Source organism: Streptomyces sp. NPDC031379, assembly GCF_055569615.1.
The window spans coordinates 231,105-245,673 of sequence record NZ_JBVIIT010000009.1; the positions used below are offsets into that span (position 1 = coordinate 231,105).

12 protein-coding genes are annotated in these 14,569 nt (G+C 70.4%); 8 read left to right on the forward strand and 4 right to left on the reverse strand.

Translation table 11 applies throughout. The annotated features are described in order from the left end of the window. Together ACZ5CW_RS15935 and ACZ5CW_RS15940 are read right to left on the reverse strand one after the other, a co-directional pair. Positions 1 to 174: a hypothetical protein gene (locus tag ACZ5CW_RS15935; RefSeq protein WP_468601521.1), complete on the reverse strand. Its 174-nt coding sequence runs from the start codon at positions 172 to 174 to the stop codon at positions 1 to 3. A 258-nt stretch (positions 175 to 432) separates the two neighbouring features. Continuing rightward, on the reverse strand, positions 433 to 3,111 hold the full coding sequence (locus ACZ5CW_RS15940) for a cyanobactin maturation protease PatG family protein (RefSeq protein ID WP_468601523.1): 2,679 nt from the start codon (positions 3,109 to 3,111) through the stop codon (positions 433 to 435). Positions 3,112 to 3,720: 609 nt separating this feature from the next. On the opposite strand from ACZ5CW_RS15940, the gene ACZ5CW_RS15945 reads away from it, so the two are divergent. The 8 genes from ACZ5CW_RS15945 (at position 3,721) to ACZ5CW_RS15980 (ending at position 12,039) form a co-directional block, all read left to right on the forward strand. Further along, positions 3,721 to 4,371, forward strand: coding sequence for an AfsR/SARP family transcriptional regulator (locus tag ACZ5CW_RS15945; protein ID WP_468601525.1), 651 nt, complete (start codon positions 3,721 to 3,723; stop codon positions 4,369 to 4,371). 324 nt (positions 4,372 to 4,695) lie between these two features. Continuing rightward, positions 4,696 to 6,018, forward strand: coding sequence for a M15 family metallopeptidase (locus tag ACZ5CW_RS15950; protein WP_468601527.1), 1,323 nt, complete (start codon positions 4,696 to 4,698; stop codon positions 6,016 to 6,018). After that, positions 6,018 to 6,656, forward strand: a complete 639-nt coding sequence (locus tag ACZ5CW_RS15955) for a hypothetical protein (protein WP_468601529.1) — start codon at positions 6,018 to 6,020, stop codon at positions 6,654 to 6,656. Before ACZ5CW_RS15950 ends, ACZ5CW_RS15955 begins: the two co-directional genes overlap by 1 nt. Further along, complete coding sequence (locus tag ACZ5CW_RS15960; RefSeq protein ID WP_468601531.1) at positions 6,656 to 7,405, forward strand: hypothetical protein; 750 nt, start codon at positions 6,656 to 6,658, stop codon at positions 7,403 to 7,405. The genes ACZ5CW_RS15955 and ACZ5CW_RS15960 overlap by 1 nt, the downstream gene beginning before the upstream one ends. A gap of 1 nt (position 7,406) precedes the next feature. Continuing rightward, positions 7,407 to 8,084 carry a hypothetical protein gene (locus tag ACZ5CW_RS15965; RefSeq protein WP_468601533.1) on the forward strand — a complete coding sequence of 226 codons (678 nt, stop codon included), beginning with the start codon at positions 7,407 to 7,409 and terminating at the stop codon, positions 8,082 to 8,084. Between the two features lie 63 nt (positions 8,085 to 8,147). After that, a complete protein-coding gene (locus tag ACZ5CW_RS15970) occupies positions 8,148 to 10,058 on the forward strand; it encodes a S8 family serine peptidase (protein ID WP_468601535.1) in 1,911 nt (636 codons plus the stop codon). Beyond that, positions 10,051 to 11,325 carry an OmpA family protein gene (locus ACZ5CW_RS15975; RefSeq protein WP_468601537.1) on the forward strand — a complete coding sequence of 425 codons (1,275 nt, stop codon included), beginning with the start codon at positions 10,051 to 10,053 and terminating at the stop codon, positions 11,323 to 11,325. Before ACZ5CW_RS15970 ends, ACZ5CW_RS15975 begins: the two co-directional genes overlap by 8 nt. A gap of 162 nt (positions 11,326 to 11,487) precedes the next feature. Further along, complete coding sequence (locus ACZ5CW_RS15980; protein ID WP_468601539.1) at positions 11,488 to 12,039, forward strand: RICIN domain-containing protein; 552 nt, start codon at positions 11,488 to 11,490, stop codon at positions 12,037 to 12,039. Positions 12,040 to 12,125: 86 nt separating this feature from the next. Here ACZ5CW_RS15980 and ACZ5CW_RS15985 read toward each other — a convergent pair whose 3' ends face one another. Beyond that, positions 12,126 to 13,463 (reverse strand): RICIN domain-containing protein, encoded by a 1,338-nt coding sequence (locus tag ACZ5CW_RS15985; protein ID WP_468601541.1) that lies wholly within the window; start codon positions 13,461 to 13,463, stop codon positions 12,126 to 12,128. Positions 13,464 to 13,538: 75 nt separating this feature from the next. Beyond that, positions 13,539 to 14,495: a C40 family peptidase gene (locus ACZ5CW_RS15990; RefSeq protein WP_468601543.1), complete on the reverse strand. Its 957-nt coding sequence runs from the start codon at positions 14,493 to 14,495 to the stop codon at positions 13,539 to 13,541. Positions 14,496 to 14,569: the final 74 nt, after the last annotated feature.

A 14,569-nucleotide genomic window follows, 5' to 3' on the forward strand; every position in this document is an offset into this window, starting at 1 on the left:
TCAGATGCCGAGAATCATCCGCAGGAGGCCGTTCGCCTCGACGCCGGAGCCCTCTTCAGGGTTGGGGGCCGTGGTGCGGGTGCGGTTGACCGGCGGGGCCTGCTGCGGCATCGCCGGCGAGGCGGGCGGCCTGGCGCGCTTGTCCTGCTCGTTCTGCTCGGTGCGTTCCCACATGGTTCTTTCCTTTCGCGGGTACCAAAGGGCGTCTTGTCACCTCGGTCAGATGTAGACGCCGCGTGAGGCGAGGCACATCTGACGTGCTGCGCCGGTGAGTTGACTGCATTTGGCAGCTGCCTCGACACCCTGGCCAGATGCCCGCACGGCAGGATCCCTTCCTTCCGTGCGCAGGATCGGCGGGGCTTGGAGTGGCAGCGTCGGGGACGGTTTCCTGTCTGTCATGGCGGACCTCGGTTCTGGTGGCTGCCGGACCGTTCAGAAGTCACCGAGGAAGCGGTGGACCGGTCCGAGCGTGATCGGGATCGCTTCGTTGACGTCGACGGGGAACAGGTACGAGACGCGTGCCCGCCGGTCGTTCTCCGGGTCCATGAAGCTGACGATCACGTCCTGGCAGTCCGATCCCATGCGCTCGAAGGCGCTCTTCCTGACGGTGATGGTGTCCAGTGTGTAGAGGTGGTTCCTGGCCTCGGCGGGCGCGGGCACGTACGTGGAGGACAACAGCCCGTTCGCGATCTCCTTGCCGACGTTGTACGCATTGGTCCCGGCGTAGTTGAGCGCGCGGTCGGCGGAGGTCTGCCCCAGGTTCCGGAACGCGTGGTAGACCTTGTCGATGAACACGCGGACGGTCATCTCCACGTCCTCATCGGGCAGGATCATCTCCGGGTGATCATGGTTATGGTCGTGGATCGCCCTGAGCACGGCCTTGACCAGCTCGGTCTCGTTCCAGAGGAACACTCCTCGCGCGTCGACACGGACCTTCGGGACGCGTTGACCGGAGAAGAGCCTGACGGTCTCCCCGGTCAGTACCCCGGGGACCGACACCCGGGAGATGTAGTCCCGCCGCGGCCCCCCGGTGTCCCCTCCGCCCTTCTGCGCGGCAGTCCGGCCCTGCGGTTGATCCGGCTCGTCGGGCGCCTTCACGGGTTCCTCGCCGACCTGTCCCCAGATCGCGTCACGGAACATCCTGTAGACCCGGGACACGGGCGGGTAGTAACTGTCGGTGAGGCTCTCCGGCTCACCGTACGACGACGAGGAACGACTCGGCTCGGGTGCCTTGATCGGCCCGCCCCAGTCCATCCCGAAGGGGGTCTCGGCCTCCAGCGCGTAGATCGGGGTGCGGTCGATCTCCAGGGTCCAGATGAGCTTGTCGGAAGCCCACGGATTGGCGGAGAGATAGTCGCGCATCTGACGCGGGTCGTACGGGTTCGCCTCCCGGTAGATCGGCCTGCCCTCACTGTCCGGTTCCGGCAGGACGTCGAACCCCATCAGCTGACGGAAGCTGTCGCGGCGCGCCTCGGTTCCGAAGTCGAAGTTGATCCTCCCGATCGCATAGACCAAGGGCAGCGGGGCGCTCACGGGCGGCGGGGCGCTCACGGGCGGCGGGGCGCAGGCGGCAGCCATTCCCGTGGGGGGTGGCGGCGCGTAGGCGGTGGGCGCCCCCGTGGCGGGTGCCGGTGCGTAGGCGGCAGGCATCCCCGTGGCGGGTGCCGGTGCGTAGGCGGCAGGCATCCCCGTGGCGGGTGCCGGTGCGTAGGCCGCAGGCGTCCCAGGGGCCGGTGGCGGCGCACACGCGGCAGCCACGCCGGCGCCGGACGATGCGGGAATCGCGCCGGCCGCCTCGTGTTCGGGCGCCGGTATGGTCCCGGTCGCTGTGCCCCATCCTCCGTCACCGCCGGTGCCGGTGGGCGCGGCCGCTGCCGTCTGCCGACTCTGGGCTTCGCCGCCCGCTACCGCCCCCGCCTGCGCCCCCGCCCCGGCTCCCGCGCCGCCGCAGCCGCAGCCACAGGCGGGGGCTACGGCGGGCGGCGCGGCCTCGCCGCCCGCTGCGAAGCCGGGCGGTGTGCTCGCGGCGGGGCTCGCACCCTGGCCCACCAGGGCGCTGTCCTGCGGTGAAACCGAGTTCGGGTGGTTCGTTTCCATTGCGTAGGCTCCCTCGCGTACGTCGTCTTCACCCTGACCGTCGTGCTGGTGGTGAGCGGCCGGTACCGGTTCCTGAGGCCGCGCCGAGGCGGCTCGCGATTCGTTGTCCGGGACTGCGGGCGCGGCACCCGCCTTGCCGCCGGTGATCTGCTCGTAGGCCCGTGGCGCGTCCAGCCGGCCGACGAGATAGCGGCGGCAGCGGGGTGCGTCCTCCGGGACGCAGGCAGAGGCTTGCGCAGTGGCGAGGATGGCCTGGCCTGCCGCCTTGGGATCAGGCCGGCGCCCCTGCCGTAGCTGAGCCGCTATCAGCAGGGCGGCGGTGCCGGCGACCGCCGGGGTGGCGAAGCTGCTCCCCGTCAGCGCCTTGACACCGCCGCCCGGGGCGGCTCCCTCGATGTCCTGTCCCGGGGCGATGACACCGTTGCTGCGGTACATCGCACCCCAGTTGTTCATCTCCAGGGGCTCTCCATCGGTTCCCGACGCGCCCACGGCGAGAACGGACGGGGTTGCCGCCGGGACCTGGAGGCAGTCGCATCCGTCGTTCCCGACCGCCGCCACCACCAGGACGCCTCTGTCGTCACAGAGCTTGAGCGCCCGTTCGAGCATGCCCTCGGACTGTCCGTCGGTCGTGCGCTGACCACCGCTGATGTTGATGACATGCGCGCCGTGCTCAACGGCCTGCTCGATCGCACGGGCCAGGTCCAGCTGAGGGATACGTCCCTCCGAGGTGTCCCGGAAGATCGGCACTATCAGCCCGCGACAGCCCGGGACCATGCCACTCACCGGACTGCCCCGCCGGCCGAACAGCAGACTGGCGACATGGCTGCCGTGCAGCGACATCAGCCCCTGGCCGGCTTCCTCCTGGACGAGCGTCTCGATTCTCGTCAGACGCGCACCCGCGAAGCACGGATGGGACAGATCCACCGGTCCGTCCAGCACCGCGACGCAGACCCGGGCGTCTCCGAGGAGGTCGTTCTCGGAGGCGAGGCCATCGAGTACCGAACGAACTTTCATCGGTCCACTTCTCCACCGTGCACCGGCAGCTGCCGAGTGGTATGTACGCGGGAACAAGAGAGGGGAGCGGAGGAATCGGGGCTGCCGTGAAAGTCCTGGCCCCGGTTCTGGAGCGTTGCCCGATTTCGACCGTCGCACCATGCCGTTCCCGGCGCGTTGACCGGACGTCACGGCTGCGTCGGCGAGGCGTGGCAGGAGGCTGCCCGGACTGTGGACCCCTCTGGTCAGGACCGGTCCCGGCAAGAGCGGAAATTTCCGCCGGTCAGGTGAGCGAACGGCCGACCCGAGGAGGGAGGGTCCCCGGAAATTCCGTGTCATTGAACCAACAACAGAGCGGGCGGGCGCACCAGCCGTTTCCAGCCCCGCCCATCTCGCGTTGTCCGCGGCGTTCGAGTTGTGTTCTTCGAGCGTTACCGGCGCATTCCGATGGGTATCGGCAGGGGCATGACCTGCACGGATCTAGTCCGTGTCGCCCTGCGGCCGATGTTCGCTGCACATGCGCCCGTCCCATGCTGACGGCACAGTGGTGGAGTGTTTGGAAGCGATGTGCACCTTCAGCTACTGAAGACGTTCGAACTTTCAGATAGCGGCCGACTGATTTGCCTCCCCATGGGCGCCCAGCGACTTTTGGCCTTTCTGGCCCTGCATAAGGACGGCGCCCATCGCACCTGGGCGGCCGAACACCTGTGGCCCAACTGCACGCCGTACCGGGCAGCGGGCAATCTCCGGTCTGCCCTGTGCCACGCCAGGCGCGCCTGTACCGCCATGGTCGTCGAAGCCACCGGCCAGAGCCTGCGCCTGGCGCCGGCGGTCAGCGTCGACCTGCACACGGTGTGCAAGGCCGGTGACGAGGTCACCGCAGGGCTCAGTCCGCCGCCCGGAACCGAAGCCGGGCTTATCGAGGATCTGCGCCAGGAACTCCTGCCGGAGTGGTCGGAGGACTGGCTGGTCCTCGAACGGGAACGGTGGGACCAGGTGCGGTTGCACGCCCTGGAGACTCTGGCCCAGCAACTTCAGACGGCGCAGCGTTTCGTGCCCGCGCTGAATGTGGCTCTGGCCGCGGTTGGCATCGACCCTGTGCGCGAGACCGCGCATCGCATCATCATGGAGGTGCATATCGCGGAGGGAAACGTGGCGAGCGCGTTCAGGTGCTATCAGAACTACAAGGAACTGATCCAACGCGAGCTGAGCATCTCTCCGTCGGAGCAGATGAGGGAACGCGTCGAGGAGTTAATGGTGGCGCGGCGGTTGTCCGCATAGCGCAGGGACGCCGCCACCTCGCCCTCGTCCGCAGAAACTGCTGACGACTGACCGCGCCGAAGCCGGCGATAGCCGCCGCCGGCTCCGCCATGCTGCCTTCCCGGACCATCCGCGGTGCCAGACACACCCGTGGAGCCGTCCCATGAGCACACCCCAAAGCCGTCCTGGCCGTGCTTCGGGCATGGCGCCGACCCAGCCACCGACCCTGTCGGCTGCCGCGGCATTCACGCCCCCGGCCACACTGTGTCCCTGCGCAAGCGCGGCATCCGAGCGGTGGCGTCCCCCGCATGGATGCGGCCCTGTCTGTGGACACCGATGTCGCCCTTGGCGCACGATCTGACCCGGATGCTCTCAAAGTCGACATTCAGGCACAGGGAGGCGCCGATGGCGCCTGAACGGGAAGGCGGCACCGTGGACGGTGCAGCATCAGCCTGGGGTAATGGTGGTAGCGCGGCCGAGTGGCTGGTGGGTCCGGGACGGCAGACGGACGACTTCGGTGCCGGGACCGACGACGCCGTGGCCAGGTGGCTGGCTGAGGCGTATAAGCCGAGGCCGTACGAGCCGAGCATCGACGAGGCCGCGGTCCTGCCCGCGCTTGCCGCGATCATCCCAGCCGTCATCAGCGCCGCACCGGCAATCATCAATGCGGTCCAGCAACTCACGAGCAAGCCACCAGCACCGGCACCGGCACCGGTCCCGGGGCCCGCCCGCCCAATCCCGCCGCCCGCCACCGCACCCGTGCGCTCGCAGCCGACACCACCCCCGCTGCCCGCCCCGCCTGCTTCGGCACCGTCCGCCGCCGCGCAGCCGACACCACCCCCGCTGCCCGCCCCGCCTGCTTCGGCACCGCCCACCGCCGCGCCGCCGACAGCACCACCGCCTGCGCTCGGCAGCGCGGCCGACGTCCTGCGGCAGCTCGCGGTGCTCCTTCCCCAGCTGGCGGACCTCGTCGCGCGGCCTGGCGAGCGTGAGCCGCCTGCCGATTCGGAACAGGACCCCTCTGGTGCTCCCGAGTCCGGCCGCACGACCGAGGACAGCCGCGCCCGGTACGGTCTGCCCGAGTCGGACGGTGCCCCCGCCTTGGTCGCCGCACCGCGGAGTTCGGGCGATGACCTGGTGCCGATGCCGGACCGTAGCGCGCTCAACGCCGGTGTCGGTCCATGCCCGACGAGTCTGCTTGTCGCCCGGTTCGGGCGGCCCCGTGACCTGGTCACCCACGAGTGTCAGGCGCTCACCTCGCCCTTCTGGGAGGGACGGATGGTGACGGGCCAGGTCGGTGCGTTCCGGGTGCGCGGGCACCGGCAGGCGGTCGCCCTCTTCCGCGACGCGTTCGCCGCGCTGGAGCAAGCCGACCCGGAGCTGTACGCCCGGACGGGCACGAGCGGGATGCTCTGTGTCCGCCATGTCCAGGGACGCCCGGACGTCCTGAGCAACCACGCGCTGGGCCTCGCGCTCGACGTGACGCTCGACGATCGGGCCGTCCGCAATCGCGGCGACGGCCAGGTTGAGCGGGGTCTGCTCACGCTGCACGACGTGTTCAGCCGGTTCGGCATCTTCTGGGGCGTGGTGCTTCAGCCCGAGGACGCCGTCCACTTCGAGGTCGGTGCGGAAGTTGTGCACCGCTGGATCGACGAGGGGGTCTTCTGATGGCCATCGACCGTGAGTTCGTGCTGCGGTTGGCCGCCCAGCGCGCAGGGTTCAGCGGGAGCCAGCTCGACGCGCTGCGCCGGGGAGATTACGCGGCCCTTCTGGCCGGGCAAATGTCGGCCGGCCCCGAACCCGCCCTCACACCCCCCTCGTCGAACGGTATGGCGACTGACGTCGTACCGGACCACGCATCGGACGGCGGGCTGGGTTACGGGTTCGCCTACGAGTCGGACGACCTGCCGGCGGCCGAGTCCGACGTGTTCGACGTGCCGTCCGCCACGGACCTCCTCCAGGCGCGGCTCGTTCAGACCTCGCGGCGCCTTTCCGCGGTCCGGCAGCAGCGGGACGCGGCCCTCCATGTGCTCCAGCAGCTGGCCGCCAAGCTCGGCTGCTGCGCGGGCTGCTGGGGCACCGACGCCGGCTGCGCGACCTGTGCTGGACACGGCTCACCCGGGCACTTCCCCCCGGACCCGCAGCTGCGCGAGTGGCTCGCACCGGCGCTCGTACATGGTCCTGGTCCCGGCGTCGCGCAGAAGAGTCGGGGGCCCGTCGTCTGCCCCGGCGATGCCTGCGCCCCCTTGCCCGCTCGGGCGTCCATGAGCGCGCCCGGCACCACCACTGCGAACCGAGGAGAGTGATGAACGCATTCGACGACCTCTTGGACGAGCCGGAGACGGTGGCCGAGTCCGAGGACCTGCCCGACTGGGACGACGAGGCCGAGTTCCTCCCCGGCCTTGGCGCCGTCATTCCGCAGCTCGGGTTCATCGACCCGGTCGGGGCCGGAATCAGAGCCGTGGGCAACGCCCTCAAGCCACCGACGCGGCCGAGTGCGCAGCGCGTCTCTGTGGCGCCTGCACAGGGTGTCACCAGTGCCACCGTGCACACGCCACGGGGCCCGGCTCAAGTACAGCTCCAGACCCCCATGGTGCACCGCGACGAGTTCAACTCTGCTGTCGCGCGTCTTCAGGCGGTGCTCAACTCCGACTCGGCTCGGATCAACACGCTGCAGAAGGACCTGACGACGCTGGGCACCCGCGTGGGCACCGTCGTCGGCGAGACCCAGGCGGCGATCGCCAAGCAGCAGGCTGCGGTGCGCAAACTGCGGCACGAGACCCAGGCCGCACTCCGCAAGACCCGAGCGGATCAGCAACAGCAGCAGATGACGAACATGATGATGAGCCTGATGATGCAGCAGCAGCTGAGCGGCAGGTTCGACGACCACACCCACGCCGTGAACGGCACGAACACTGACAAGCCGTCGAACACGGACGGCGACGACAACAGCATGCTGCCGTTGATGTTCATGATGATGCCGCAGTCGGACGGCGGCGGCGACAACCCGATGCTCATGATGGCCATGGCGATGGCCATGTCTGGAGGGTTCTGACATGAACAGCCTCCTGCCGTTCGTCGCGCTGATGTCGGTCCCGAAGAACCGGCGCCGTCAGCTTCTGCCGCTGGCCGTGGCCGCTTCCTCTGGCATGCCGGCCGCCCAAGCGGGCGCGCTCGCGGTCATCTCGGCTGACGGCACCGCCCGCCGCGAGGGGAACGCCGCAATCGCGGCGGGGGCCGCCGCAGTGAAAGAGGTCACCGCCGAGGCCACCTCCGCGGTGACCAAGCTGATCGCCACGGCGGTCGCCAAGGGAGCACACCTGACGGCCGACGACCTCAAGGACATTCCACTGGCCCAGACGGTCCTGGCGGCGAATCCGGCCATCCTGGGCACGGGCTCTCTCGCAGGGGCTTCGGCCCAAGATCTCCAGCGGGCGCTCGCCCTGCTCCAGGCGGCTATCGCGACCTCAACCCCACCGCCGTCCACGCCGTCGCCGACCCCGCTGGCCGCCGCATCCGGTTCCACGCCTCCGTCCACGCCGTCGCCGACCCCGCTGGCCGCCGCATCCGGTTCCACGCCACCATCCACGCCGACGCCGCCGTCCACGCCGCCGCCGACCCCGCCGGCCACCGCATCCGGTTCCACGCCACCATCCACGCCGACGCCGACGGGGGCGGGTCCCACGCCGCCGCCGGCCACCACCGCGGCCAAGAAGTCAACCCCCAAGTCATAAGGACCACGGGCCCGGGCATGACGAGTGCCGTGCAACGGTGAACAGAGCACAGCGGGGATCACTATGGCCGTCGACTTCGACCCGCACCTGCGGCAACTCCTGCTCGAGACCTCGCAGCGGCAGCCGCTCGCGGCGCGCCCGCATCGCGTGGGGGTCATCGCACGCCTCCGCACAGCCGACGCCGAGGTTCCCGGCCTCAAGGTGGTGGTGCGCGCCGGCTCGATCGTGACGGGGCGCGTGGACGTCGATGCCATCACAGAGGTGCGGCGACACCCCGACGTGCTGAGCCTCAAGCGCACGCACCACTATCTGCCCCATGACGTCGTCGTGCACGGCGTACCCGCGTCCGTGCACGGGGCAGCCGCCGGGGCCGCGGCCGAGGACACGAGGACCGCGGCGCCGCCGAGTACGCCGTGGCCGTGGACCGGACGCGGCGTCGTCGTAGGGGTGTTGGACTGGGGTTTCGACGTGGCGCACGCCGACTTCATTCGGCCTAGCGGCAATTGTGCTGGCAGCGGCAGCGGCAGCGGCAGCGGCTCCACACGCTTTCTCGCGCTGTGGGACCAGCGCGGCGGCCGTACGCAGCTGAGCCCGTCGGCGTACGGATACGGCCGGGTGTTCGACGCCGCCGCTGTGGACCGGGCGCTCGAGCAACCGGATCCCTATACGGCCCTGGGCTACGACCCGGCCGAGGTCGACCCGTACGGCCAGGGCACACACGGCACGCACACCCTGGGCATCGCGTGCGGCAACGGCCGGTCGGGGGCGCCGAGAAGCCTCGCGTCGGACGCCTCGATTCTCGCGGTCCACCTACGCGGCGACGACACATCCCCGCACGACACCCTCGGCGACTCCGTACGGATCCTCGAAGGGGTCGACTGGATCTTCCGAACCGCCGGTGACCGGCCCGTCGTCCTCAGCATGAGTCTCGGCCGTTGCGGGGGCCCACATGACGGATCGTCACTTGTCGTCAGCGCCCTCGACGCCCTGCTTGAGGCGCCCGGCCGTCAGATCGTGTGCTCGGCGGGCAACTATTTCAGCACCGCCCAGCACTGCAGTGCCCAGCTCACCGAGGGCACCGCGGTCGACTGGGGCTGGACCGTCGAGCCGCCGGTGGCCGACAACGCGGAGATGGAGCTGTGGTACCCAGCGGCGGACGATCTGACGGTCGAGCTGATGGCGCCCGACGGTGCTGTCTTCGCTCGCCTCCCGCCCGGTGCAGAGCGGATCGTCCGAAACGGGGACCGGGTCATCTTCTCGGGTTTCCACCGGCGTACGGATCCCGGCAGCAGGGACCACGTCGTGGACCTGTTCCTGTGGCCGGGCGCCCCCCACGGAACGTGGCGGGTGCGGCTGCTGCCGACGCACATCGAGCGGGGCGAGGTCCACGGCTGGATCGAGCGCGTACACCGCGGCCACCAGAGCCGCTTCACGGCGCCCGACCCGCTCTTCACGACCAACACCCTCTGCAACGGCAGGCGCACTCTCGCCGTCGCGGCCTACGACCACCGCGCGTCCGCCGAGCCTCCGGGCGGGTTCAGCAGCGCAGGCCCTGCCAGGGACCTGCGCCTCAAACCCGACCTCGCCGCGCCCGGGGTCGCGATCACGGCGGCCCGCTCCGCGGTGCTCGTCAACGGGCGGCGTGAGCGGGACGGTGTCACCACGATGACCGGCACGAGCATGGCGGCGCCGCACGTCGCCGCAGCGGTCGCAGTTCTGTTCGAGGCGGCGGGGCGGCCGCTGCACTCGGACGAGGTCACCGACCTGCTGCGCAGTACGGCGCGACTGTCCCCCGCCGGACGCGAGCGCACGGGCCACGGACTGCTCGACGTCGGCGCCGCCTTGGCGCGGCTCGCAGGGCTCAGACCCAAAGCACCATCCGAAGGGCCGACGACAAGCAGCACGTCCTACACCGCCGCCACGAGACCGAACAGCACATATCGAGCACCGGACGAGGTGACCGACGATGGATGACGACCTTCTGGCGGATGAGAGCACGCACTACGGCACGAGCTACAGCGAGGACGACGCCCTCGCCTGGCTGACCGAGGCGGAGGCAGCCCCCGCGTCGACCGCAGCCGCCCTGGAGGCTCTACAGGTGGTGCCTTCCCTGCTGGAGGCGATCCCGGTGCTGCTCGACGCTCTGGTGCGCACGACGGCGCCGCACGCCGTCGTCTCCCCGCACGTCGGCCCGGGTGCGGCCGAAGCCTGGACCGCGTCCGGCCCCGCGCTCGGTCGGGAGCCGGCCGTGCCCCGGCAGGTGTGGGAGCACGTCGAACCCGGCTGGGACGGTGACGCCTCGCCCGAGGTGGGTTTCATCGCGCTCGCGGGGGCCCTGATCCCCGCCGCCGAGCTGGGGCTCGGGGCCTTCGGGACTCTGGAGCAGCATGTGTTCAACGGGGACTTCTCAGTGACCTCGACGCCGGCCTCCTACATCCACAGTCCGAGTCCGACCGGCCTGACGATCCAGCGCCGGTCCTTCCGGTTCCCCATTTCCGCGCACCACCCGCGCTACTTCGTCGACACCCAGACCTTCTGGTTCGATGTCGTACTCGAGTACGACGGCTTCAACGTGCGCCGCGTGTCGGTCACGGAGGACCGCGGCCGCTCCAGCTCGCTCTACTCCTCGACCTTCTCGATCGTCTTCTCGCCGTCCGCCTACACGGCGCCGAACGAGCCGGTGGCGGCGGTCGCATACTCCATCAACGGGCGCTGGGACCCGGTAGGCAGCGGCGACGAGAGTTTCAGCGGCCACTTCGTCGTGGACGCGGCCGGAAACCTCACCGGGCTCCAGATCTCCTCGTCCCAGCAGTGGGTCCGTCACGGCGAACTCACCCAGTCGGGCGGCGGGGCGGTCCCCCGGCCTGCCATCTCGTCGCACGTCACGACCGTCCACTTCGACCCCTCGGGAAGCTCCGCGCTGCCCCAGGACAAGATCCGGCACATCCACTCCTGGTACACGGGGCTGCCGGACGCGGTGCGAACGGAGATCCGCAAGGGCACCCAGCCGATCCGCCTCGTCGGGCGGGCGTCGACCACCGGCACCGTCCAGCAGAACCAGGCCCTCGCGCGGAGGCGCGCGGAGGCGGTGGCGAAGATCCTCCGGGACCTGGCGGGAGGCAGCGCCCGCATGGACGTCGAGGTGCACGGCGAACTCAGCGCCACGACCCCGGACGGACAGGAAGAGCCCGACGAGCGGCGCGTCGACGTGGAATGCCGCTTCGAGGTCTACCGGATGTGAGCGCTTGCGGCGCGCGTCCGGGCGGGGGCTCTGATCGCGCCATTCGGCAGGTCGCGGCTGGCGTACACGCATGCGATCGTGGAGGTGACGCAGCGGATCGTGAGGGCCGCCAGACACGTACCGGCGGCGACAGGAACACACGTCCCCGCGGGGGAGAGCACCATGCGAAGTAGACGAACTGTGCTGCTGACGACGCTCACCGCGTCCTTCTTCTCGGTCACCGTCCTGGCTCCCGGACAGGCCCAGGCCGAAACCTGGCACGTGTCGACGTACCTCACGAACAGGGCCTCCGGACTCGACGTGAGGCTGGAACCCAACACCTGCCAGAACCAGCCCTGTCTCAACGGCAAGGGCTTCGTACTGAGCGCCGCCGGTCACACCATGAACGTGGTGGACGTCACCGGCGGAAGCCAGATCAGGTGGTCCTCGACCAAGTGCCTGGACGCGAAAGGCTCCATGAACGGGACACCTGTGGTCCTGGCGGACTGTGACGGCACGACGAGTCAGTTCTGGAAGATAGAGGGCTTCTACGGCCCAGGCGCCGACCTCGACGCATACCTGCTGGTACACAGCAACAGTGGCCGATGCCTCGATGCCAGGAACCCAGCCTTCCCGACCCCTCCGCCGGCCGGTGCGCGCCTGCAGATCTGGGACTGCATCGCCAAGCCGAACGCTCCGTGGCACGTAAATCAGGATTGGTCCCTCGACTTCTGAGCGAGTCACAAAGTTGCCGGTCGGGGCCGGTCCTCGGCGCGGGCGCGCCTTACGCGCCGCACGGAGCCCCAGCGTCCGGTTCCATCTCAGCTTGCGGTAAAGGTGAACGCCTGGGTTGAGGTTGTGGTGCATTCGGTCTGCACGGCTTCGGCGCCGTCGGTGATCGGAGGGAGGAACCCCACACACAGGTCGCTGTGGACCGGCCGGAGCCGGAAGCCGCTGCCGGAGGCCTCGAGGCGGAACTTCTGGTTGTCTTCGTCCGCACAGTCCCGAGGTGCGAGCAGAGCACCCGGGGAGGTGGAGGCTCCGTCGACGGCCAGGCAGCCGGTGCCTTTGCCGGGGTCGGGGTTGTGCCACTGGATGCGGTAGGTCTGCCCGCTCAGTTTCTCGAGGTAGACGCGAGGCAGCGGGGCGTCGGAGCAGGGGTGCTGGACGGCGATTTCTCGGTCGGTGCGCCCGTTGCGTTCGCGGCCTTCGGTGAGGCAGAGGGAGGGAGCGGATGCGGGGTGGATATGGGTCCAGCCGGCCGTCGGCATCTGCGCGGGAGCGCGGGTGGGGGTGCGGCTGGCTCGGGGGGTCGGTGTTTTCTCACGTGCGGCCGGTGCGGGGGTGGGAGATGCTGCGGGTTCGGCGTCGGATGCGGGCCTCTTGGTGGGGGAGGAGGTGGGCTGCCTCGGCTGTGTGGTGGGAGCGGTGTTGCCGGGCGAGGTGCTCTGTGTCGGGCCGCTGACGTGATTGCCGGGGCCGTCGTCGGACGGCCAGAGCGCCAGCGTCAGGATGCCTACGACGGTGCAGGCGGCGATCGCGACCAGCGGCCCCTGCCGTCGCCACGCCGACTGAGCGGCCGGTGGGCGGGTGGTGTCCTCGACCGGGCCTGAGGTCGGTTCGCCGGCCGGGTCAGCAACCGGTCCGCCACCGGGGGCAGAGGCCGCTGCGCCGGCTGGGCCGGTGTCCGGGCCGTGCTCCTGGCCGGTTGCAGCCTCAGGTCCCGGCGTTGTCTCCGGAGCTGTGCGGTCGTCCTGCCGGCTGGCGGTCAGCGGTGCACTTTCGCCGGCTGGTGCCGGTGTGGTCGTGCTGCATATGGACAGGCGCCGTCGGGCGTCGAGCCATGCGGACACGGTTGCGTCGTCGCCGCCGCACGCCCGTACGTAGGCGGACAGGAGTTCCGTGCGGGGCAGTTCGTCGCGACTCAGCGCGGCGGAGACCGTCGCGCGTGGCAGGACGTCGCCGGCGTCGGTGGCGTTGCGTTCCAGCTGCCGGTAGCTCAGGTCCGCCCAGCGGCGTAACTGCCGCATCAGCTCCATGAACTCTGCCGGGTTGTGCGCGCCTGCCGGGTCGGGCCCGTGTCCCATCACCACTCCCTTGTCTCTCGCGTACCAAGGGAGCGTAAAGGCAGTTGATCCGTACATCAGGCTCTTCTCCAACGTCGTTCAGCCAAGTTCGGGGACCGGTGCCGGCTGCCGATGAGGCCACGGCATCCCCGTCGCGTTCCACACGGCTCACGGGCGGATGTGGCGGTAGGCGACGATGTGGCCGGGGTCGGGCAGGGGCGCGGTGGTGACCACGGTGCCGGGCCGGGGGGCGTGGATGACCCGTCCGTTGCCGATGTACAGGCCGACGTGGCCGCCGCCGTAGGACAGGACGAGGTCACCGGGGACCAGGCGGCTGCGGGTGGTGGCGGTCCCGGCGTGGATCTGTCCCCAGGTGGTGCGCGGCAGTGTCACTCCGGCGGCCTGCCACGCCCGCATCACCAGGCCGGAGCAGTCGAAGCCGCGAGGACCGGTACCGCCCCACACGTAGGGCTTGCCCAACTGGTCCTGGGCGTAGCCGATGACGGCGCTCGCCGCGGGCTTGGCAGGCTTGGCGGGCTTGGTGCGGGGTGCCGCGCTGGGCTGCCGGCCCGGCGTGTGCGCGGTCGCCGACGGTGTGACTCGCGGCTGCCGCGCGGACTCGCGAGCGTCCGGCTGGGCGGGAAGGCGCAGCGTGTGCCCGGCGTAGACCAGGGTCGACGATCCCAGGTGGTTGAGTCGCTGCAGCGCCTTCACGGTCGTGCCGTGGGTACGGGCCAGCGCCCACAGCGTGTCACCGGGCCTCAGGCGAATCCTCTCGACCTTCACAGGCTTGGCCTCGGTCGTGCCCGGCCTGGCCGGCTTGACCGGCTTGGCCGGCGCGGGCTGGGACACGGCCGGCGCCTCGGGCCGGAGCGTGACCGACGGCCCACCGGCCGCCGTTGAGTCCGAGGGGCCGTGTACGGCCAGCAGCGCGCCCGCCAGCAGCGAGAGCACGAACCCCACGGCCAGTCCCACCACAGCCCACATGCCGTGACGGATCTTCTTCGCACCCGAGCCGGGGGTGCGCGGCTTGCGGTGCGACGTCGGTGCCGGCCGGGGCTTCCTCCTCGCGCTCTGCTGACGGGGTGCCTGCCGCGAGGGCGAGAGCACGGTCTGCTGTCCCATCACAACCTCCTTCACGGGCCGCGGAGTTCGCGGCACGACAAGGAGGCTGATCCGCCTCGAGGGTGTCCCGCCAG

Bases quoted from the DNA above. Each gene is read 5' to 3' on its own strand.
- ACZ5CW_RS15935 (WP_468601521.1), bottom strand. From the start codon at position 174: ATGTGGGAACGCACCGAGCAGAACGAGCAGGACAAGCGCGCCAGGCCG.
- ACZ5CW_RS15940 (WP_468601523.1), bottom strand. From the start codon at position 3,111: ATGAAAGTTCGTTCGGTACTCGATGGCCTCGCCTCCGAGAACGACCTC.
- ACZ5CW_RS15945 (WP_468601525.1), top strand. From the start codon at position 3,721: ATGGGCGCCCAGCGACTTTTGGCCTTTCTGGCCCTGCATAAGGACGGC.
- ACZ5CW_RS15955 (WP_468601529.1), top strand. From the start codon at position 6,018: ATGGCCATCGACCGTGAGTTCGTGCTGCGGTTGGCCGCCCAGCGCGCA.
- ACZ5CW_RS15960 (WP_468601531.1), top strand. From the start codon at position 6,656: ATGAACGCATTCGACGACCTCTTGGACGAGCCGGAGACGGTGGCCGAG.
- ACZ5CW_RS15965 (WP_468601533.1), top strand. From the start codon at position 7,407: ATGAACAGCCTCCTGCCGTTCGTCGCGCTGATGTCGGTCCCGAAGAAC.
- ACZ5CW_RS15970 (WP_468601535.1), top strand. From the start codon at position 8,148: ATGGCCGTCGACTTCGACCCGCACCTGCGGCAACTCCTGCTCGAGACC.
- ACZ5CW_RS15975 (WP_468601537.1), top strand. From the start codon at position 10,051: ATGGATGACGACCTTCTGGCGGATGAGAGCACGCACTACGGCACGAGC.
- ACZ5CW_RS15980 (WP_468601539.1), top strand. From the start codon at position 11,488: ATGCGAAGTAGACGAACTGTGCTGCTGACGACGCTCACCGCGTCCTTC.
- ACZ5CW_RS15990 (WP_468601543.1), bottom strand. From the start codon at position 14,495: ATGGGACAGCAGACCGTGCTCTCGCCCTCGCGGCAGGCACCCCGTCAG.